Annotated in this window: 16 protein-coding genes; 2 read left to right on the top strand and 14 right to left on the bottom strand. The window is 62.4% G+C overall.

What is annotated here, in order from left to right:
• Positions 1–11: 11 nt before the first annotated feature.
• The 7 genes from hutG to hutC form a co-directional block, all read right to left on the bottom strand.
• Positions 12–815, bottom strand: a complete 804-nt coding sequence (gene hutG, locus PFU01S_RS11870) for an N-formylglutamate deformylase (protein ID WP_027914059.1) — start codon at positions 813–815, stop codon at positions 12–14.
• A gap of 10 nt (positions 816–825) precedes the next feature.
• The gene (gene hutI / locus PFU01S_RS11865; protein WP_028687267.1) at positions 826–2,031 is read right to left on the bottom strand and encodes an imidazolonepropionase; all 1,206 of its coding nucleotides are present in this window, start codon (positions 2,029–2,031) and stop codon (positions 826–828) included.
• 15 nt (positions 2,032–2,046) lie between these two features.
• A complete protein-coding gene (locus PFU01S_RS11860) occupies positions 2,047–3,450 on the bottom strand; it encodes an amino acid permease (RefSeq protein ID WP_028687268.1) in 1,404 nt (467 codons plus the stop codon).
• A 67-nt stretch (positions 3,451–3,517) separates the two neighbouring features.
• Positions 3,518–5,050, bottom strand: a complete 1,533-nt coding sequence (gene hutH / locus PFU01S_RS11855; protein WP_028687269.1) for a histidine ammonia-lyase — start codon at positions 5,048–5,050, stop codon at positions 3,518–3,520.
• Positions 5,051–5,148: 98 nt separating this feature from the next.
• Positions 5,149–6,822, bottom strand: coding sequence for a urocanate hydratase (hutU, locus tag PFU01S_RS11850; RefSeq protein ID WP_027914063.1), 1,674 nt, complete (start codon positions 6,820–6,822; stop codon positions 5,149–5,151).
• A 135-nt stretch (positions 6,823–6,957) separates the two neighbouring features.
• Positions 6,958–7,527 carry a HutD/Ves family protein gene (locus PFU01S_RS11845; protein ID WP_028687270.1) on the bottom strand — a complete coding sequence of 190 codons (570 nt, stop codon included), beginning with the start codon at positions 7,525–7,527 and terminating at the stop codon, positions 6,958–6,960.
• Entirely contained in the window at positions 7,524–8,234 is a 711-nt protein-coding gene (gene hutC / locus PFU01S_RS11840; RefSeq protein ID WP_173645899.1) for a histidine utilization transcriptional repressor HutC, read from the bottom strand. Before hutC ends, PFU01S_RS11845 begins: the two co-directional genes overlap by 4 nt.
• Before the next feature lie 143 nt (positions 8,235–8,377).
• On the opposite strand from hutC, the gene PFU01S_RS11835 reads away from it, so the two are divergent.
• Positions 8,378–9,742, top strand: a complete 1,365-nt coding sequence (locus tag PFU01S_RS11835; protein WP_028687271.1) for a formimidoylglutamate deiminase — start codon at positions 8,378–8,380, stop codon at positions 9,740–9,742.
• A 104-nt stretch (positions 9,743–9,846) separates the two neighbouring features.
• Here the strand turns inward: PFU01S_RS11835 and PFU01S_RS11830 are convergent, their stop codons facing one another.
• The 5 genes from PFU01S_RS11830 to PFU01S_RS11810 form a co-directional block, all read right to left on the bottom strand.
• Positions 9,847–10,419 carry a lipocalin family protein gene (locus PFU01S_RS11830; RefSeq protein WP_028687272.1) on the bottom strand — a complete coding sequence of 191 codons (573 nt, stop codon included), beginning with the start codon at positions 10,417–10,419 and terminating at the stop codon, positions 9,847–9,849.
• Positions 10,416–10,670, bottom strand: a complete 255-nt coding sequence (bamE, locus tag PFU01S_RS11825; protein WP_027914068.1) for an outer membrane protein assembly factor BamE domain-containing protein — start codon at positions 10,668–10,670, stop codon at positions 10,416–10,418. Before bamE ends, PFU01S_RS11830 begins: the two co-directional genes overlap by 4 nt.
• 290 nt (positions 10,671–10,960) lie before the next feature.
• Positions 10,961–11,557, bottom strand: a complete 597-nt coding sequence (locus PFU01S_RS11820; protein ID WP_027914069.1) for a DUF924 family protein — start codon at positions 11,555–11,557, stop codon at positions 10,961–10,963.
• A 3-nt stretch (positions 11,558–11,560) separates the two neighbouring features.
• Positions 11,561–12,571: a class 1 fructose-bisphosphatase gene (locus tag PFU01S_RS11815; RefSeq protein ID WP_023532920.1), complete on the bottom strand. Its 1,011-nt coding sequence runs from the start codon at positions 12,569–12,571 to the stop codon at positions 11,561–11,563.
• 242 nt (positions 12,572–12,813) lie between these two features.
• The gene (locus tag PFU01S_RS11810; protein WP_028687273.1) at positions 12,814–15,264 is read right to left on the bottom strand and encodes a glycogen/starch/alpha-glucan phosphorylase; all 2,451 of its coding nucleotides are present in this window, start codon (positions 15,262–15,264) and stop codon (positions 12,814–12,816) included.
• Between the two features lie 185 nt (positions 15,265–15,449).
• On the opposite strand from PFU01S_RS11810, the gene PFU01S_RS11805 reads away from it, so the two are divergent.
• On the top strand, positions 15,450–15,854 hold the full coding sequence (locus PFU01S_RS11805; protein ID WP_016712459.1) for a YkgJ family cysteine cluster protein: 405 nt from the start codon (positions 15,450–15,452) through the stop codon (positions 15,852–15,854).
• A 141-nt stretch (positions 15,855–15,995) separates the two neighbouring features.
• Here PFU01S_RS11805 and typA read toward each other — a convergent pair whose 3' ends face one another.
• Together typA and thiI are read right to left on the bottom strand one after the other, a co-directional pair.
• A complete protein-coding gene (typA, locus tag PFU01S_RS11800; protein WP_023532979.1) occupies positions 15,996–17,816 on the bottom strand; it encodes a translational GTPase TypA in 1,821 nt (606 codons plus the stop codon).
• Positions 17,817–17,942: 126 nt separating this feature from the next.
• Complete coding sequence (thiI, locus tag PFU01S_RS11795) at positions 17,943–19,397, bottom strand: tRNA uracil 4-sulfurtransferase ThiI (protein WP_027914071.1); 1,455 nt, start codon at positions 19,395–19,397, stop codon at positions 17,943–17,945.
• Positions 19,398–19,433 lie beyond the last annotated feature (36 nt).

Raw genomic sequence — 19,433 nt, 5'->3', positions numbered from 1 at the left:
GCCGATTGCCTTCAGTTGCGATAATGCGCCTGGCCCCAGGCTAGCAGTGCTTGCAGAAGCTGCTTGAGCACCGTCTGGGTGGGGCCTGCCAAATCTTCACGGTAGCTAAAAGGCTCACGCTCTAGCATGTAGGTGCTTTGCGCAAGCTCGAGCTGGACGGCGTGAACATGCGCGGCTGGGTTGCCGTAATGACGGGTGATGTGCCCGCCCTTGAAGCGCCCATTGAGCGCATGATCGTAACCGTGCGCCTGTTGGCAGACGTGCGTCAGCCGCTGGGCCAGGCTGGGGTCGCAACTCGCATCATTGAAGGTCCCGAGGTTGAAGTCCGGTAGCTTGCCGTCGAACAACCGAGGAATGTGCGAGCGGATGGAATGGGCGTCCCAGAGCAGGGCATAGCCGAACGTCTCACGCAAACGTGCCAGCTCATGCCTGATTGCCCTGTGATAAGGGTGCCAGATGTGCTCAAGGTAGTGCTTGCGCTCTGCCGGGCTTGGCGCCAGCCCCTCCTTGAACAAAGGTTCACCTTCAAAGAGCGTGTCCGGATAAAGCCCCGTGGTGGCGCCGGCATACAGCGGCTTGTCGTCCTCTGGGCGATTGAGGTCGATGACGAAGCGCGAATACTCGGCCGTCAGTACACTGGCGCCCAGCGCCTGGGCGAAATCGTACAGACGGGGAATGTGCCAGTCCGTGTCGGGCAAGCTGCGCGCCTGATCGACCAGGCCATCGGCCACTGCCGGGGTCAGCTTCAGGCCCGCATGGGGAATGCTGATCAACAGCGGCAATTGACCCTGGTGAAAGCTCAGTACCTTGTCCATCTCGCCTCGCTCAGATATCCAGTTCATGGCCGCCGCGCACGACGCGCTTGGGCAGGTCGCCGCCAAGCCAGTAGGCCAGGTCGGCAGGGCGTTCTATTTGCCAGGCAACGAAGTCGGCGGCCTTGCCCGCTTCAAGGGTGCCATGGCTGCTTCCCATGCCCAGCGCTTGCGCCGCATGGGTGGTGACACCGGCGAGGGCCTCTTCCGGCGTCATGCGGAACAAGGTGCAGCCCATGTTCAGCATCAGCCGCAGTGACAGGCCCGGTGAGGTGCCCGGGTTCAGGTCGCTGGCCAGGGCGATTTTCACGCCGTGCCGACGCAGGGCCTCCATCGGCGGAACTTGGGTCTCGCGCAGAAAGTAGAACGCGCCGGGCAGCAAGACGGCCACGGTGCCAGCCGTTGCCATGGCCACGGCATCTTCTTCTGTCATGAATTCCAGGTGATCGGCCGACAGTGCCTGGTAGCGGGCGGCCAAGCTGGAGCCGTGCAAGGAAGACAATTGTTCAGCGTGCAGCTTGACCGGCAAACCCAGTTGCTGTGCCTTGATGAACAGGCGTTCAACCTGGACGGGTGAGAAGGCCAGGTGTTCGCAGAAGGCATCCACCGCATCCACCAGCCCTTCTGCTGCCAATGCCGGCAGCATGTCATCACAGATGTGGGCAATGAAGTCGTCGCTGCGTTCGGCGTATTCCGGCGGCAAGGCGTGAGCCGCCAGGCACGTGGCCCGAACCGTGATACCCAGATCGTCACCCAGACGCCGGGCTACACGCAGCATCTTGCGCTCGTTGATCAAGTCCAGGCCGTAACCGGACTTGATCTCCAGGGTGGTCACGCCGTCGCGCATCAACGCCCGGACGCGCTGCCGGGCGCTGGCGAACAGCATGTCTTCACTGGCAGCGCGGGTGGCCCTCACGGTGCTGGCAATGCCCCCGCCCTGCGCGGCGATCTCGGCATAGCTCACACCTTGCAGCCGCTGTTCGAACTCGCCGCTGCGGTTGCCGCCGAATACCGCGTGCGTGTGGCAATCGATCAGCCCGGGGGTCACCCAAGTGCCGCCCAGGTCCACCGTCTGCTCGGTCCCTTCGACTTGCCAGTCGGCACGTGGGCCGATCCACAGGATCCGCCCATCACCGGTCACGATGGCGGCGTCTTCGATGATCGAATAACGGCCTTGGGCCATGGTTGCCACGTGGCAGTGTTGCCAGAGGGTTTTCATGCAGGTTCTCCTTTGCTAGCGATGCAACTCGGCGGCTTCGGCCACCGACGCGCCCTGCCCTGTGCGCGGCTTGCACCACAACAGGTAGGACGCCACCAGAAAGACCAGCCAGACCATGCCGACCAACAACGCCGCCTGGGTGTCCGGGAAATAGCCAAGCACACCGAAGACGAAGACCATGAAGGCGATGGCCAATGCCGGGCCCCAGGGCCAGAACGGTACCGGGAACTTGAGCTCGGCCATCTGCTCACGGCTCATGCGCCGCCGCATCGCCACCTGAGTGATGAGGATCATCAGCCAGACCCAGACGGTGGCGAAGGTAGCGATCGAGGCGATCAGCAGAAACACGTTTTCAGGGATCAGGTAATTGAGCAGTACCCCAACCAGCAGTGCTGCCCCCATCACCACCACCGTCATCCACGGCACGCCATGCCTGGACAGCCGGCTGAAGCCCTTGGGGGCATGCCCCTGCTGGGCCAGACCATACATCATGCGGCCCGCACCGAAGATATCGCTGTTGATGGCAGAAACGGCCGCAGAGATCACCACCACGTTCAGCACCGCAGCCGCAGAGCCGATCCCCAGATTGCTGAATATCTGCACGAAGGGGCTGCCCTGGCTGCCAATCTGCGGCCAGGGGTACAGGCACATCAGCACGAACAGGGTGAGCACATAGAACAGCAGGATGCGCAGGGGCACGGCGTTGATCGCCTTGGGAATTACCCGTTGCGGATCCTTGGCCTCGCCTGCGGTCACCCCGATGATCTCGATGCCGCCAAAGGCGAACATGACCACGGCAAACGAGGCGATCAACCCGGCGACACCGTTAGGCATGAAACCGCCATGCTCGAACAGGTTGCCCACGCCCACGGCCTGCCCGCTGCCCACCTGGCTGAAGCCGAAGACCATGATGCCAAGGCCCGCCAGGATCATGGCCACGATCGCGCCCACCTTGAGCAAGGACAGCCAGAATTCCAGTTCGCCGAATACCTTGACGTTGCACAGGTTGAGCGCACCGATGACCAAGACGATGCCCAGCACCCATGTCCAACGGGCGACCTCTGGGAACCAGAAGCCCATGTAGATGCCGAACGCCGTCACATCGGCGATGGCGACGATGACCATCTCGAACGCATAGGTCCAGCCGAGGATAAAGCCGGCCATGGGGCCCAGGTAGGTGCTGGCGTAGTGACCGAATGAGCCGGCCACGGGGTTGTGTACGGCCATTTCGCCCAATGCCCGCATGACCATGAATACCGCAGCGCCGCCGATCAGATAGGCCAGCAATACCGCCGGGCCGGCCATCTGGATGGCCGATGCCGAGCCGTAGAACAGGCCGGTACCGATGGCAGAGCCGAGGGCCATGAAACGAATGTGGCGGGCAGTCAGCCCGCGCTTGAGACCTTGTGCAGGTTGCATGTCACGTCCTTGAATTGTTTTTGTGGTCGTGAGATACGGGGGCCGCCACCAAAGGCCCCCGAGCGCATTACAGACTTGGTAGCACGCCCGCTGGCAATAGCGCGGTCAGACTGCCTTCGGCCAGCAGGTGCACGGCCTTTTCGATGTCCGGTGCAAAGAACCGGTCGCGGTCGTAGTGCGGCACTTCACGGCGTAATGCCTGGCGCGCCTGTTCGAGCCTGGCGGAGGTCTTGAGCCCCTTGCGCAGGTCCAGGCCCTGGCAGGCGCCCAACCACTCGATCGCCAGCACGCCCCGGGTATTTTCAGCCATTTCCCATAGGCGCTTGCCGGCAGCCGGGGCCATTGAGACATGGTCCTCCTGGTTGGCGGAGGTCGGCAGGCTGTCGACGCTGTGCGGGTGGGACAGGGCCTTGTTCTCGCTGGCCAGTGCGGCGGCGGTGACCTGGGCGATCATGAAGCCCGAGTTGACCCCACCGTTCTCCACCAGGAAGGGCGGCAACTGGGACATGTGCTTGTCCATCATCAGCGAGATGCGGCGCTCGCTCAACGCGCCCATTTCGGCGATGGCCAGGGCGATGTTGTCGGCGGCCATCGCCACCGGCTCGGCATGGAAGTTACCGCCGGAAACCACATCGCCTTCGGCGGCGAACACCAAAGGGTTGTCCGACACGGCGTTGGCCTCGACGCCGAGTACCTCGGCAGCCTGACGCAGTTGGGTGAGGCAGGCGCCCATCACTTGTGGCTGGCAGCGCAGCGAGTAAGGATCCTGGACCTTGTCGCAGTTCTGGTGCGAAAGCGATACCTCGCTGGTGTCCCCCAGCAGGGCCCTGAAGCAGGCAGCGGTGTCGATCTGTCCGCGCTGGCCGCGCACTGCATGGATACGGGCATCGAAGGGCGAGCGCGAACCAAGGGCGGCTTCCACGCTGAGCGCGCCGCAGGTGACCGCGGCGGCGAACAGGTCTTCGCCATGGAACAGCCCGCGCAGGGCATAGGCTGTGGAGGCCTGGGTACCATTGAGCAGGGCGAGCCCCTCTTTGGCGGCCAGGATCAACGGCTCAAGACCGGCGATGGCCAGGGCCTCGGTAGCCGCAAGCCACTGGCCCTTGTAGCGCGCCTTGCCCTCGCCCAGCAGTACCAGGGACATGTGGGCCAGCGGCGCGAGGTCACCGGAGGCGCCGACCGAGCCTTTGAGGGGGATGTGGGGATAGACCTCGGCGTTGACCAGCGCGATCAGCGCGTCGATGACCTTGCGGCGAATACCGGAGAAGCCGCGGCTCAGGCTGTTGATCTTCAGCACCATGATCAATCGGACCAGCGCGTCATCGAGCGGCGCACCGATCCCGGCGGCATGCGACAGCACCAGCGAACGCTGCAGGTTTTCCAGGTCGTGGCTGGCGATACGGGTCGACGCCAGCAGTCCGAAACCGGTGTTGATGCCGTAGGCGGTACGGTCCTGCGCGATGATCTGCTCGACGCAGGCCACGCTGGCATCGATGGCCGGGCCGGCGCTGGCGTCGAGTTGAAGCCGTACAGGGCCTGCATGCACAGTGCGCAGTTGCGCCAGGGTCAGGCAGCCGGGCTTGAGGGTAAGTTCGGTCACGTTGCTACTCCAGTTCGCGAGGCATGACCGGCAGCGCCAGCCCGCCTCTTCTTGTTGTCGAGTATCACCCTTGTGGGGTGCGTTGCAGAGGGAGGTGATCAGCCGGTGATCATCGGCAGGTCCAGCCCCTGCGCTTGCGCGCACTCAATGGCGATAGCGTAACCGGCATCGGCGTGACGCATGACACCGGTGCCTGGGTCATTGGCCAGCACGCGAGCGATACGAGCCGCCGCCTCGTCGCTGCCGTCACAGACGATGACCATGCCCGAGTGCTGGGAGAAGCCCATGCCGACACCGCCGCCATGGTGCAGCGACACCCAGGTGGCACCACTGGCGGTATTGAGCAGGGCATTGAGCAATGGCCAGTCGGAGACCGCATCGGAGCCATCGCGCATGGCCTCGGTTTCGCGGTTGGGGCTGGCGACCGAGCCCGAATCGAGATGGTCGCGCCCGATCACGATCGGTGCCGACAGCTCGCCACTGCGCACCATTTCGTTGAACGCCAGGCCCAGCTTGGCCCGCAGCCCCAGCCCTACCCAACAGATGCGGGCCGGCAAGCCTTGGAAGCTGATGCGCTCGCGGGCCATGTCCAGCCAGCGGTGCAGGTGGGCGTCGTCGGGGATCAATTCCTTGACCTTGGCATCGGTCTTGTAGATGTCTTCGGCTTCGCCGGACAACGCTGCCCAGCGGAAGGGGCCGATGCCCCGGCAGAACAGTGGACGGATGTAAGCCGGCACGAAACCTGGGAAATCGAACGCATTGGCCACGCCTTCTTCCTTGGCCATCTGGCGAATGTTGTTGCCGTAGTCGAAGGTGGGCACGCCCTGCTGCTGAAAATCGAGCATGGCCTGTACATGCACGGCCATCGACTGCTTGGCAGCCTTGACCACGGCCACCGGGTCGGTCTGGGCGCGGTCGCGGTACTGCTCCCACGTCCAGCCGGCGGGCAGGTAGCCATTGAGCGGGTCATGCGCGCTAGTCTGGTCGGTGACCATGTCTGGCCGCACCCCGCGCCTGACCAACTCAGGCAACACGTCGGCCGCATTGCCATGCAAGGCAATGGAAATGGCCTTGCCTTCGGCGGTGTAACGGGCGATGCGCGCCAGGGCATCGTCCAGGTCAGTGGCCTGCTCATCGACGTAGCGGGTTTGCAGGCGGAAATCGATACGGCTTTGCTGGCACTCGATGTTCAGCGAACAAGCCCCGGCCAAGGTCGCGGCCAATGGCTGGGCCCCACCCATGCCACCCAGACCTGCGGTCAGCACCCACTTGCCCTTGAGGCTGCCGCCGTAGTGCTGGCGACCCGCCTCGACGAAGGTTTCGTAAGTGCCTTGGACGATGCCCTGGCTGCCGATGTAGATCCAGCTGCCAGCGGTCATCTGGCCATACATGGCCAGGCCTTTGGCGTCCAGCTCGTTGAAGTGCTCCCAGCTGGCCCAGTGAGGGACCAAGTTCGAGTTGGCGATCAGCACGCGTGGTGCGTTGCTGTGAGTCTTGAACACGCCGACCGGCTTGCCGGACTGGACCAGCAGGGTTTCGTCGTCTTCCAGACGGGTCAGGGTTTCGACGATCTTGTCGTAGCAGTCCCAGTTGCGCGCGGCCCGGCCGATGCCACCGTACACCACCAGTTCCTTGGGGTTCTCGGCGACCTGCGGGTCGAGGTTGTTCATCAACATGCGCAGTGGCGCTTCGGTCAGCCAGCTTTTGGCAGTGAGCGTATTGCCACGCGGGGCACGGATTTCAACGTCACGGTATTTGTTGTTGTCGGTCACGGGAATGTCCTTTGCGGTCGGCTGCAGCAGATGTGTCGTGGAACAATACAAACACATCCTTACTTGTATGTACAAGCATGGACAAGTGAAATTCGCAGACCTTGACGCCGCAAGCGATGCCAGCCCAGGGTCAGCTCAACGGGGATCGAGTTCGATCAGGCAGCACTGCCCCTGTACGTCCAACGCCAGCAACGCTTCGTTACCTTCCAGTTGCAGGCAGTCATGACGCCCCAATTGCAGGGCCTGGTGCCCCGCCGCCACTTCTACCGCTTGGCTGGCGGCAAACAGCAGCACGGTCGAGGCCGAGGTGTGCAGACGGCTGACACCCTCCAGCCACTGCAAGCGCGCCCGATAGCGCTGCGGTGCATAGATGAGGTTGAAATCACGAATCGGCCCGCCGATCAGTTGGCAATCGACCTCGCTTGCGCCGTCGAAGGCAAACCCGTCGAATGGCAGCAGCGGCCGGCTGAGTTGGCCGTCTACCCACAGACGCATGCCATCGCCCTGCAGCACGGTGATGATCCGCTGGTAGCCGGCGAAGCTCGAAAAAGCGCCCGACGCCTGGATATCGGCAATCGACAAGCGCCAGCCAAAACCGTCCAGGCCGTTGCCGTGGTCACGGGCGATTTCCTCGGTGAAGCCAGCGCCGTTTTTCCAGGGCATGCGCGGATAGTCCCGCGCCTGCAACACATGCAATCGGCTCATTTGCCAAAACGTCCTTCCAGGCGATGGCGCGAACCGGGGTGAATCAGGCGCGCGGCCGTGACCGGCTGGCGCCCGGACCAGGTACGGCGGCGGATCAGCAGGCATGGCTCGCCGCGTTCGATTTGCAGGAGCTGGCATTCTTCAGGCTCTGCCAGGATCGCCTCGACCACATGCTCGCCCTCTGTCAGCGGAGCTACCTGGGACAGATAGGCATAAGGCGTCTGACGGGTGAAGTCCTGCAGAAGGTATTCGGGCGCCACGGCCGCATTGACGTAGCGATCTTCGATCTGCACCGGGGTATCGTTCTCGAAATGCACGATCAGCGAATGAAATACCCGTTGACCTTCGCGCATGTTCAAGGCCAGCGCTCGCTCGGAACCTGCAGCTTCCTCGGCAAGCACCACGACCTGGCAGCTATGCCGGTGCCCGCGTGCGGCGATTTCGTCGGCGATGTTGTTCACTTCGAACAGCGCCGAGCGGCCTTTGGGCTCGGCTACGAAGGTGCCGACACCTTGCATGCGCACCAACAGCCCCTCGGCTGTGAGCTCGCGCAGGGCGCGATTGATGGTCATGCGGCTGAAGCCCAGTTGGCTGACCAGTTCGCTTTCCGAGGGCACACGGTGATGCGGCGGCCAGCTACCGTCGTCGATGTGCTGCTTGATCATCTGTTTGACCCGCGCGTACAGCGGCGCCGGGCCTTCGCCCATGGGGGCAACCAGCGCGTTGGCAGGAGGTGTCGGCACGGCCAGAAATCCTTGTGCATAAGAAATGAGCGTTAGCTTGCCGGAGTTTACCCGGCAGGCAAACGCCTGTATATGTATATACAAGCTAACAAGAACAGGAGCCTGCAATGCCCGCCTATTTTGCCCAACGCGCCTTGTTGCCTACGGGGTGGGCCCGAGACGTGCGCTTAGACGTCGGTACGGACGGGTTCCTGACACGCATTGAAGCCGGCGCTTGCGCCGGCGGCGCAGAGCGTCTGGCGGGCCCCCTACTTCCCGGTATGCCGAATGTGCACTCCCACGCGTTCCAGCGGGCCATGGCCGGGCTTGCCGAGGTCGTCGGCGACCCCAATGACAGCTTCTGGACCTGGCGCGACCTCATGTACCGGCTGGTCGGGCAGATCACGCCTGAGCAGCTGCAGGTCATCGCCCGCCAGCTCTACATCGAGATGCTCAAAGCGGGCTATACCGCGGTGGCGGAATTCCATTACGTGCACCATGACCAGGCAGGCAATGCGTATGCAGACCCGACCGAGTTGTCTCGCCGGATCAGCGCAGCGGCCACGCAGAGCGGCATCGGCCTGACCCTGCTGCCGGTACTCTACAGCCATGCAGGGTTTGGCGGCCAAACGCCAAGCGATGGCCAGCGCCGGTTCATCCAGTCCACCGACCACTACCTGCGTTTGCAGGCGCAATTGGCGCCGCTGCTGGCCGCGCAACCGGCGCAGGGGCTGGGCTTGTGCTTTCACTCGCTGCGGGCCGTGACGCCTGGGCAGATCGCCGGGGTATTGGCGGCCAGTGACGACAAATGCCCGGTGCACATTCATATTGCCGAGCAGCAACGGGAAGTCGATGACTGCCTGGCCTGGAGCGGCCTGCGACCCTTGCAATGGCTGTATGAGCACGTGGCCGTGGATGAGCGCTGGTGCCTGGTGCACGCCACACACGCCCAGCCGGACGAAGTGACAGCCATGGCCCGCAGCGGCGCCGTGGCGGGATTGTGCCTGACGACCGAAGCCAACCTGGGCGACGGCATTTTCCCGGCCACAGACTACCTGGCACAGGGCGGGCGCCTGGGGATTGGTTCGGACAGCCATGTCTCGCTAAGCGTGGTTGAAGAGCTGCGCTGGCTGGAGTACGGCCAGCGCCTGCGCGACCAGCGACGCAACCGCTTGCATCGCCGCGACCAACCGATGGTCGGGCGCACCTTGCTCGACGCTGCGTGGGCAGGGGGTGCACAGGCGCTGGGTCAGCCCATTGGCGAACTGGCTGTAGGCAAGCGCGCCGACTGGCTGGTGCTTGATGATCAGGACCCCTACATCGCCATGGCCGACGGTGATGGCATTCTCAATCGGTGGCTGTTTGCCGGCGGTGACCGGCAGGTTCGCGACGTGATGGTCAATGGCCAATGGGTGGTACGCCAAGGCCATCATCTGCAAGAGGAGCAAAGCCGCGCGGCATTCGCTCAGGTACTGCGGCAGCTTTTGGGATGACCCGACCAAGGCCGCTTAGCGGCGGCCGCGATTCGAGCTGAGGCGCTACAGCAGGCCCCGGGTAGGCATGACGTTCGCTTCCGCCCACCACGCCTGCAACCCACTCAGTGCATCTTGACGATCTGCTGGTCGGAAGCTCGCCAGATCAACCGGCTGGTGTCGTAGCCCTGCTGGCGGGCCTTGGCCAGCAAGTGTTCGCGCTCCCAGGCCGGCAAGCTGGGCGTGCGTGACAGAATCCACAAGTACTTGCGGTCCGGGCTGCCGACAACCGCGGTGCGGTAGCGCTCGTCCACATACAAGATCCAGTATTCGCCCCTGGCAACGCCGGGGACCAGGCGTGTGAACCAGTTGTCGAATTCCACCCACAGCCTGTCGGTATGCCCTGGCGCCTCGATGTAGGCATGGCCTTCGGCACGCAGCCACTCGTCACCCAGGGTGCGGCAGCGGTTCAGCAAACCGAATGACCCGTCGGGTTTGAGGTTGTAATGGGCCTCCGACTGTTCGCAGCCGGCCTGATAGCGCATGGGCAAGCGTGCAAGCTCGTACCACTTGCCCTGGTAACGCTTGAGATCCACCTGCCCTGCGGTCTTCGGTGCAAGCGGGTCGTTCATCGACCCCGCGCACCCGCCGAGCAAGAGGGTCAGGCACAGGCCCAACAGTAGCCCGGCAGCCCTCATTTGAGACCCTGCCCCGAATACATCAAGACCTTGTCCGACGCGTACTGCACGCTGATGAAGCTCCGCTCGTCCCCCCACGTGCAACTGCTCATGCCCAAGGCGCCAGAACACTCGGTCGGCGTGCCGAGCAATTGCTCGACCTCGGCCTTGCTCATGCCGGCTTTGAGTTTGGAATAGTTTTCCTGATTGATCTTGCTGCAGGCGGCGAGCACGACACACAGCGACAACAGGGCGAGGGAACGCAACGACATGAAGACACTCCTGAACGAGGGAGCAGGCGAGTGGCCTGCAGTGCCCTTCGACGGGAAAATGCCTCCCAGGTTCCCTGTTGGAACTGCCCAAGACCGCTACCGCTGATCGGGAAAATGACTTATTCGAATGAGCCGCCCGGGGCTTGGTGTGTTCAATATGGGGTTTTACGTGCCTGGGCCGGGTCTGAAACAGCAGACACTAATGGGGCCGCTGTGCGGCCCCAATGGTGTCAAGTCAATCGCATTAGCCCATGGAGGGCGGCCTCAGTCATTGGACGTAGAGGGCTGCTTCAGAACCTGGAACCCGGCTCGAGCAGAAAATCCATCTCTTCACTGGTACTGGGCCTGTCCAGCACGAGGTTGCGGTGCGGGAACCGGCCAAACCGCTCGATTACCCGCTGGTGTTGCTGGGCATAATCCAGGAAGCCTTCGAACAACCGACGGTTGGCTTCAGGTTGCTCGTCAAGCAGCACCTGGTAGCGCTCGACGGACATGTTCTGCCAGTCCAGCACTTCGGCATGCTCGAGCACCAGCAGCACGAATACCCGCTGGATCGGGAGCAACTGATAATCCCAGTCCTTCTGCAACCCCTGCAGGGCGACCACTTGCGCACGCCGATCACCCTCGAACGCACGTGGCGTGTCGCGGTAGATCATGCGTGGCAGCTGATCGAGCAGTAGCAGAAGCCCAAGCCAGCCCTGAGGGCTCTGCTGCCACTCGTCGAGCCCACCTGCCAAGGCCTGGTCGACAAGCTCACCGAACAGCGCCTGGGCCTCGGCGTCGTGATGCTTGCCGAACCATTGGGCGCTCTTCTCGTCAGCCACGGCCTGGGCGCTGGTGCCCCAACCGAACCACCATTCCAGCAAAGGCTGCCAAGGTGCGAGCATGACTTACTCCTTGTGGTAGGCGGTGACGCGCTCAACCTCTTCCTTCGAGCCCAGGATCACCGACACACGCTGGTGCAGGCTCTCTGGCTGAATGTCGAGGATGCGGTCGTAGCCGTTGGTGGACGCGCCACCGGCCTGTTCGATGATGAACGACATCGGGTTGGCTTCGTACATCAGGCGCAGCTTGCCCGGCTTGCTCGGCTCACGGGCATCGCGCGGGTACATGAACAGGCCGCCACGGGTGAGGATACGGTGTACGTCGGCCACCATCGAGGCGATCCAACGCATGTTGTAGTTCTTTTTCAGCGGGCCGGTCTCGCCTGCCAGCAGCTCGCCCACGTAGCGCTGTACCGGGGCTTCCCAGTGACGCTGGTTGGACATGTTGATGGCGAATTCGGCGGTGGTTTCCGGAATGCTGATGTTCTCGTGGGTCAGCACGAAGCTACCCAGTTCGCGGTCCAGGGTGAAGCCCTTGACGCCGTTGCCCAGGGTCAGAATCAGCATGGTCTGCGGGCCATAGATGGCGTAGCCGGCCGCAACCTGCTCGGTGCCCGGCTGCAGGAAGGCATTTTCGTTCAGGGTTTCGTTCTGGCTCAGGTACTCGTTAGGGCAACGCAGTACCGAGAAGATGGTACCGACCGACACGTTGACGTCGATGTTGGAGGAGCCGTCGAGCGGGTCGAAGACCAGCAGGTAGGCACCTTTGGGGTAGCGACCCGGAATCTGGTAGGCGTTGTCCATTTCCTCGGACGCCATGCCGGCCAGGTGACCGCCCCATTCGTTGGCTTCGAGCAGGATGTCGTTGGAGATGACGTCCAGCTTCTTCTGGACTTCGCCCTGGACGTTTTCGGTGCCCATGCTGCCCAGCACACCGCCAAGGGCGCCCTTGGACACGTGATGGCTGATTTCCTTGCACGCACGCGCCACCACTTCGATCAGGAAGCGCAGATCGGCAGGGGTATTGTTGCTGCGGGTCTGCTCAATCAGATAGCGACTCAGGGTAACGCGGGACATGTATGGCTCCAACAGGATTGGGGATGGAAAACCCACGCAGTTTACAGGGAGAGCGGCGGGCTAGCGAGCGATGAGACTCGCCACGGCTGTCAGACGGCACAATGGATCGGGAGTTCAGCGCTCGCCAGGCCGACGGTCGGCACAGGGCTGCCCGGCCCCATGCTGGCGCCGGGCGGCCTGTGATCGCTGCTGCTGGCAACGTCGACGAGCCAGGTGGCGGTGCCCACCTGGCCTGCCCTGTGTCAGTCCAGCGCCTTCCAGATCTCGGTCGCGTATTCGCGGATGGTCCTGTCCGACGAGAACCAGCCCATGCGTGCCGTGTTCAGCACTGCCATACGCCACCACTGCTGCGGCTTGTGCCACAGGTCTTCCACCCGCTGCTGAGCGTCCCAGTAGGCATCGAAATCGGCACAGACCATGAAGCGGTCGTAGCCAATCAGGCCATCGATCAGACCGGTGTAACGCGAAGGGTCGTCCGAGGAAAACACACCACTGCGGATGGCCTGCAACACGTCGTTCAAGCGCCCGGAGGCCGCGATGGCAGCCGAGGCGCCGAAATCGCCGGCGCGCTTGCGCGCTTCCACTTGCTGCGCCGTCAAGCCGAAGATGAACATGTTGTCGGGGCCGACCTGCTCGCTCATCTCCACGTTCGCGCCATCGAGGGTGCCGATGGTCAGGGCGCCATTGAGGCCGAACTTCATGTTGCTGGTACCCGAGGCCTCGTAGCCGGCCGTGGATATCTGCTCGGAAAGGTCCGCCGCCGGGATGATGCTTTCGGCCAGGCTTACGTTGTAATTGGGCAGGAACACGACCTTGAGCAGGCCGCGCACGGTGGGATCGTTGTTGACCACCCGGGCGATGTCGTTGGTCAGCTTGATGATGAGTTTAGCCTGATGGTAGCTGGCCGCTGCCTTGCCCGCGAAGATCTTGACCCGGGGTACCCAGTGCGTACCCGGGTCGTGGCGAATAGCCTGGTACAACGCTACGGTGTGCAGCAGGTTGAGCAGTTGCCGCTTGTACTCGTGGATGCGCTTGACCTGCACGTCGAACATCGCTTCCGGGTTCACCGTAACGCCCACGCGATCCTGGATGATGCTCGCCAATGCACGCTTGCTGTGCAGCCGCTGCGCTGCGAACTGCTTGCAGAAACTGGCTTTGTCGGCGAACGGAACCAGCCCGGTCAGCAGGCGCTCAGGGTCGTCCAGCAGCTCGGGGCCCAACGCCTCCACCAGCATGCCGGTCAGTTGGGGGTTGGACTGATAGAGCCAGCGGCGGAAGGTGATGCCGTTGGTCTTGTTGTTGATCCGCTGGGGGTACAGCTTGTGCAGCTCGGAAAAGACCGTGCTCTTCATCAACTGGCTGTGCAGCGCCGATACGCCATTGACGCTGTGCGAGCCAAGGAACGCCAAGTTGCCCATGCGCACCCGCCGGCCGTTGTCTTCTTCGATCAAGGACACGGCACGCAGCAGGTCGAAATCATGCATGCCTTTGGCACGCAACGAATCGATATGGTAGGCGTTGATCAGGTAGATGATCTGCATGTGCCTGGGCAGCATGCGCTCCATCAGGGCCACCGGCCAGGTTTCCAGGGCCTCGGGCAGCAAGGTGTGGTTGGTGTAGGCCAAGGTGCCCACGGTCACTTCCCAGGCGGTGTCCCAGGGGATTTGATGTTCGTCGACCAGCAACCGCATCAGCTCGGCCACGGCGATGGAGGGGTGGGTATCGTTGAGCTGGATAGCCGCCGCGTCGGGCAGGTTGAGCAAGCTGTCATGCATGTTCAGGTGCCGACGCAGCAGGTCTTGCAGCGATGCCGACACGAAGAAGTACTCCTGGCGCAGGCGCAGCTCCTGGCCAGCCTCGGTACTGTCGGCCGGGTACAGTACGCGGGAGATGCTTTCGGCGCGCGCCACCTCGGCAACGGCGCCCAGGTGGTCCCCTGCGTTGAAGCGCTCCAGGTGCAGTTCCTCCAGCGCCCGTGCACGCCACAGGCGCAAGGTATTGACGCTGGAGCCTCTCCAGCCAACGACCGGCGTGTCGTACGCCACCGCCCGGACGGTTTCGCTGGGAGACCACACCTGGCGCTGGTTGCCATGCGTGTCGCTGACCGTTTCGACGCTGCCACCAAAACTGATGGGGTAGATGACTTCGGCCCGCTCGAATTCCCATGGGTTGCCGAAATCCAGCCAGTTTTCCGTCTGTTCCTGCTGCCAACCGTCCACCATGGCCTGCCGGAACAGCCCGTGCTCGTAGCGGATACCGTAACCATGCGCGGCAATGCCCAGCGTTGACATGCTTTCCATGAAGCACGCTGCCAACCGGCCCAAACCGCCGTTGCCCAGCGCCGCGTCGGGCTCAAGCAGGCGAATGCGCTCCAGGTCCACGTCCAGGCCATCCAGCGCGTCGCGCGCGATGTCCAGCAAGCCCAGGTTGCTCAGGCTGTCATACAGCAGCCGACCGATCAGGAACTCCAGGGAGAGGTAATACACCCGCTTCTGACTGCGTCGGTAGGATTGCCGGGTATGGTCCATCCAGTGATCGACCATATGGTCGCGCGCAGCCAGGGCGATGGCTTCGAACCAGTCATGGTCGAAAGCATGCTCCGGGTCCTTGCCGACGGCATAGGTAAGTTTATCCAGCACTGCAGCGCGAAAATCCGCGACTTCAGCGTCACGCGCTTTGGGTTCCTGGGACATGCGTCATCCTCGGGGCAAATGGACAAGAGCAGAAAGCAAATGTTGAGCCTAGACGCTTCGACCGGCCGCAATCACCAGTGTTCGAGTATTTGCGTGGCCGCATGCAACCGGTCATAAAATTGTTCATAAATTGAGCAATTCCGGTATCATCGCGCGCCCTATACCGTGATCCGCCTCATAAAACGATGAAAACGACCCTGATCGCCGCTGCCGAAGTCGACCGCCTGGAGACTTGGCAGCGCTATGCCAGCCACATGTGCGGCGGCTGCCATTCAACTTGCTGCACCTTGCCGGTGGAGGTCAAGATCAAGGACCTGATCCGCATCGGCGTGGTGGATGAATTCGAAAAAGACGAGCCGCCTAAAAACGTGGCCAAGCGTTTGCAGAAAGAAGGCATCATCGAGCGCTTCAACCAGAAGTCGGGCATCTTCACCCTGACGCGCATGAGCAACGACGATTGCATGTACCTGGATCGTAAGAGCCGCCTGTGCACCATTTATGACAAGCGCCCCGACACCTGCCGCAACCATCCGAAGGTCGGGCCACGGCCGGGGTATTGTGCGTACAAGCCGAAGGTGGTTGGGCGCTAAGACCCAATAGGGGTCGATAACCTGTCGGTATTTGCATACCGCTGGAGCCTAGCTGGCCACCGACAGGACAACGAGTCGCCAGACAAACAAAAACGCCCCCGGCCTTTCGACCGGGGGCGTTTTCATTCAGCCTGAGCTAACTCAGTTCTTGGCTTTCTTGGCAGCGCGGGTACGCTCGCCTTCGTCCAGGATCTTTTTGCGCAGACGGATCGACTTCGGCGTGACTTCGCACAGCTCGTCGTCCTGGATGAATTCCAGGGCCTGTTCCAGGGTGTGACGCACTGGCGGTACCAGGGCGATGACTTCGTCTTTACCCGAAGCACGCATGTTGTCGAGCTTCTTGCCTTTGGTCGGGTTCACACCCAGGTCGTTGTCGCGGCTGTTCAGGCCGATGATCTGACCACCGTAGATTTCCTGACCGTGCTCGACGAACAGCTTGCCGCGCGCTTGCAGGGTTTCCAGGGAGTAGGTCAGGGCCTTGCCGGTTTCGACCGACACCAGTACACCGTTCAGACGGCCGGACATCTGGCCCGACTTCATGGTGTCGTAGCGATCGAAGATCGAGGTCAGAATGCCTGCACCGTTGGTCAGGGTCAGGAACTGGTTACGGAAGCCGATCAGGCCACGGGCCGGGATGTTGTACTCAAGGCGCACACGGCCCTTGCCATCCGGAACCATGTTGGTCAGGTCGCCCTTACGCAGGCCCATCTCTTCCATGACCTTGCCCTGGGATTCTTCAGGGATGTCGATGGTGACGTTTTCGAACGGCTCTTGCTTGACGCCGTCGACTTCACGAATGATCACTTCCGGACGGCCCACGGCCATCTCGAAGCCTTCGCGACGCATGGTTTCAATCAGCACCGACAGGTGCAGCTCGCCACGGCCCGATACCTTGAACTTGTCAGGAGAATCGGTTTCCTGAACGCGCAGGGCTACGTTGTACAGCAGTTCCTTGTCCAGACGGTCCTTGATGTTCCGGCTGGTGACGAACTTGCCTTCCTTGCCGCAGAACGGCGAGTCGTTGACCTGGAAGGTCATGGACACGGTTGGCTCGTCAACGGTCAGTGGCTTCATCGCTTCGACGGCGGTTGGGTCGCACAGGGTGTCGGAGATGAACAGCTCGTCGAAACCGCTGATGCAGACGATGTCGCCAGCCTGGGCTTCTTCAACGTCGACGCGGTGCAGACCGTGGTGGCCCATCAGCTTGAGGATACGGCCGTTACGCTTCTTGCCATTGGTGTCGATGGCGACAACCGGGGTGTTCGGCTTGACGCGACCACGGGCGATGCGGCCAACGCCGATCACACCCAGGAAGCTGTTGTAGTCCAGTGCCGAGATTTGCATCTGGAACGGGCCGTCACGGTCAACCGAAGGCGCAGGTACGTTGTCGATGATCGACTGGTACAGCGGGGTCATGTCTTCGGCCATGTCGGTGTGGTCCAGGCCGGCAATGCCGTTCAGGGCCGAGGCGTAGACGACTTTGAAGTCCAGCTGCTCATCGGTGGCGCCCAGGTTGTCGAACAGATCGAAGATCTGGTCCAGAACCCAGTCAGGACGCGCGCCCGGGCGGTCGACCTTGTTGATGACCACGATTGGCTTGAGGCCAGCTTCGAAGGCCTTCTTGGTCACGAAGCGGGTCTGCGGCATCGGGCCGTCCTGGGCATCGACCAGCAGCAGCACGGAGTCAACCATCGACATCACACGCTCAACCTCGCCACCGAAGTCGGCGTGGCCGGGGGTGTCGACGATGTTGATGTGGTAGCCGTTCCAGTTGATGGCGGTGTTCTTCGCCAGAATGGTGATGCCGCGCTCTTTTTCCTGGTCGTTGGAGTCCATCACGCGCTCGTCGTTGAGCTCGTTACGCTCGAGCGTGCCCGACTGGCGCAGGAGTTTGTCTACCAGGGTGGTTTTGCCATGGTCAACGTGGGCGATGATGGCGATGTTACGCAGATTTTCGATCACAACTGTATCTCGATCAGAGGATTCGGTTGCCGCCAGTGTAGGCGGCGAATAAGTACGTTTGAGGCTCAGCGGGCCCGCAGGTCGGGAGGGCGATGGCGGATGCTGCCGCCATACAGCCCTGGCGTCTTATGCCGGACGATAAACACGCACATTGGCATGTCCCTCACTGAGCAGGTGGTGTGCGTGCAGACGGCTCATCACACCTTTGTCGCAATACAGCAAGTACTGGCGCGTGGGGTCCAGGTGCTTGAACTTGCTGTTGATGGCATAGAACGGAAGCGCCTGGACTTCGATACCGTCGATCGCCAGAGGCTCGTCCTCCTGGGCGTCGGGGTGGCGGATATCGATGACGATCTGGCCCGGCAATGCCTCGGCCACTTCTTCGATCTCGATGTCCTTGCCCAGCTCATCGATCACATGGTCGATGGAGATGAACTTGGCGCGCTCGATGGCGCGCTCGAGTACCTGCATCTCGAACTGCTTTTCTTCGTGCTCCATGCGGTGACGCTTGGCATGGGTAGTCGGGTTCACCGAAATCACGCCGCAGTATTCGGGCATGTGCTTGGCGAAATCGGCGGTACCGATGGCGTTGGCCTGGTCGATGATGTCCTGCTTGTGGGTCGCCAGCAGAGGGCGCAGCACCAGCTTGTCGGTGGCCGAGTCGATGATCGACAGGTTCGGCAGGGTCTGGCTGGATACCTGGGATATGGCTTCGCCAGTCACCAGCGCGTCGATCTCAAGGCGCTCGGCCATTCGCGCCGCGGCACGGAGCATCATGCGCTTGAGGGTGACGCCCATGTAGCTGTTGTCGACCTTGTTGAGGATCTCGCCGACCACTTCCTCGAAGGGTACGCTGATGAACAGCACGCGCTGGCTGCTGCCGTACTTCTTCCAAAGGAAGTGTGCCACTTCCATCACGCCCAGTTCGTGGGCACGTCCGCCGAGGTTGAAGAAGCAGAAGTGCGTCATCAGGCCGCGACGCATCATCTGGTAGGCGGCCACGGTAGAGTCGAACCCGCCGGACATCAGGACCAGGGTCTGCTCCAGGGCGCCCAGCGGGTAGCCGCCAATCCCTTGGTGCTGGTTGTGGATCACGAACAGGCGCTGGTTGCGGATTTCGATGCGTACCAGCACTTCCGGGTTCTTCAACGTGATGCCGGCCGCACCGCACTGCTGGCGCAGCTGGCTGCCAACGTAGCGGTCGACGTCCATCGACGTGAAGTCGTGGTGCCCACCGCGCTTGCAACGCACCGCAAAGTGCTTGCCGGCCAGCAGGTGGCCGAAGTGCTGCTTGCACTTGGCGACGATGTCGTCGAAGTCGCCCAGGGGGTACTCCTCGACCTGCAGGAAGTGGGTAATACCCGGTGTACAGGTCAGGCGCTCGACGATCTCGCGCTGAACCTTCTCGTCCTCGATGCGGGTGATTACCTCGAGGTTGTCCCAGACACCATCGACCACGAGCTCAGGATCCAGATCCTTGAGCACGTTGCGGATGTTCTTGGCGAGCTGACGGATGAAGCGCTTGCGCACCGGCCGGCTCTTGATGGTGATCTCTGGGAAGACTTTGACGATAAGTTTCATTGGTTTACAGCGCGCGCAGGGCCTGCCGAAAATGAG

It is taken from the genome of Pseudomonas fulva NBRC 16637 = DSM 17717 (genome assembly GCF_000730565.1).
Lineage (GTDB): Bacteria > Pseudomonadota > Gammaproteobacteria > Pseudomonadales > Pseudomonadaceae > Aquipseudomonas > Aquipseudomonas fulva.
Note: the sequence above shows the minus strand (reverse complement) of the source record. Positions and strands in the feature narration are given on the sequence as shown.

Excerpts from the sequence above, each read along its gene's own strand:
- PFU01S_RS11820 (WP_027914069.1), bottom strand. The coding sequence starts at position 11,557 with ATGCTCGCACCTTGGCAGCCTTTGCTGGAATGGTGGTTCGGTTGGGGC.
- thiI (WP_027914071.1), bottom strand. The coding sequence starts at position 19,397 with ATGAAACTTATCGTCAAAGTCTTCCCAGAGATCACCATCAAGAGCCGG.
- PFU01S_RS11845 (WP_028687270.1), bottom strand. The coding sequence starts at position 7,527 with ATGAGCCGATTGCATGTGTTGCAGGCGCGGGACTATCCGCGCATGCCC.
- hutC (WP_173645899.1), bottom strand. The coding sequence starts at position 8,234 with ATGGGCGAAGGCCCGGCGCCGCTGTACGCGCGGGTCAAACAGATGATC.
- hutG (WP_027914059.1), bottom strand. The coding sequence starts at position 815 with ATGGACAAGGTACTGAGCTTTCACCAGGGTCAATTGCCGCTGTTGATC.
- PFU01S_RS11805 (WP_016712459.1), top strand. The coding sequence starts at position 15,450 with ATGAAAACGACCCTGATCGCCGCTGCCGAAGTCGACCGCCTGGAGACT.
- PFU01S_RS11815 (WP_023532920.1), bottom strand. The coding sequence starts at position 12,571 with ATGTCCCGCGTTACCCTGAGTCGCTATCTGATTGAGCAGACCCGCAGC.
- bamE (WP_027914068.1), bottom strand. The coding sequence starts at position 10,670 with ATGTCGTTGCGTTCCCTCGCCCTGTTGTCGCTGTGTGTCGTGCTCGCC.
- PFU01S_RS11810 (WP_028687273.1), bottom strand. The coding sequence starts at position 15,264 with ATGTCCCAGGAACCCAAAGCGCGTGACGCTGAAGTCGCGGATTTTCGC.
- hutI (WP_028687267.1), bottom strand. The coding sequence starts at position 2,031 with ATGAAAACCCTCTGGCAACACTGCCACGTGGCAACCATGGCCCAAGGC.
- PFU01S_RS11835 (WP_028687271.1), top strand. The coding sequence starts at position 8,378 with ATGCCCGCCTATTTTGCCCAACGCGCCTTGTTGCCTACGGGGTGGGCC.
- PFU01S_RS11860 (WP_028687268.1), bottom strand. The coding sequence starts at position 3,450 with ATGCAACCTGCACAAGGTCTCAAGCGCGGGCTGACTGCCCGCCACATT.
- PFU01S_RS11830 (WP_028687272.1), bottom strand. The coding sequence starts at position 10,419 with ATGAGGGCTGCCGGGCTACTGTTGGGCCTGTGCCTGACCCTCTTGCTC.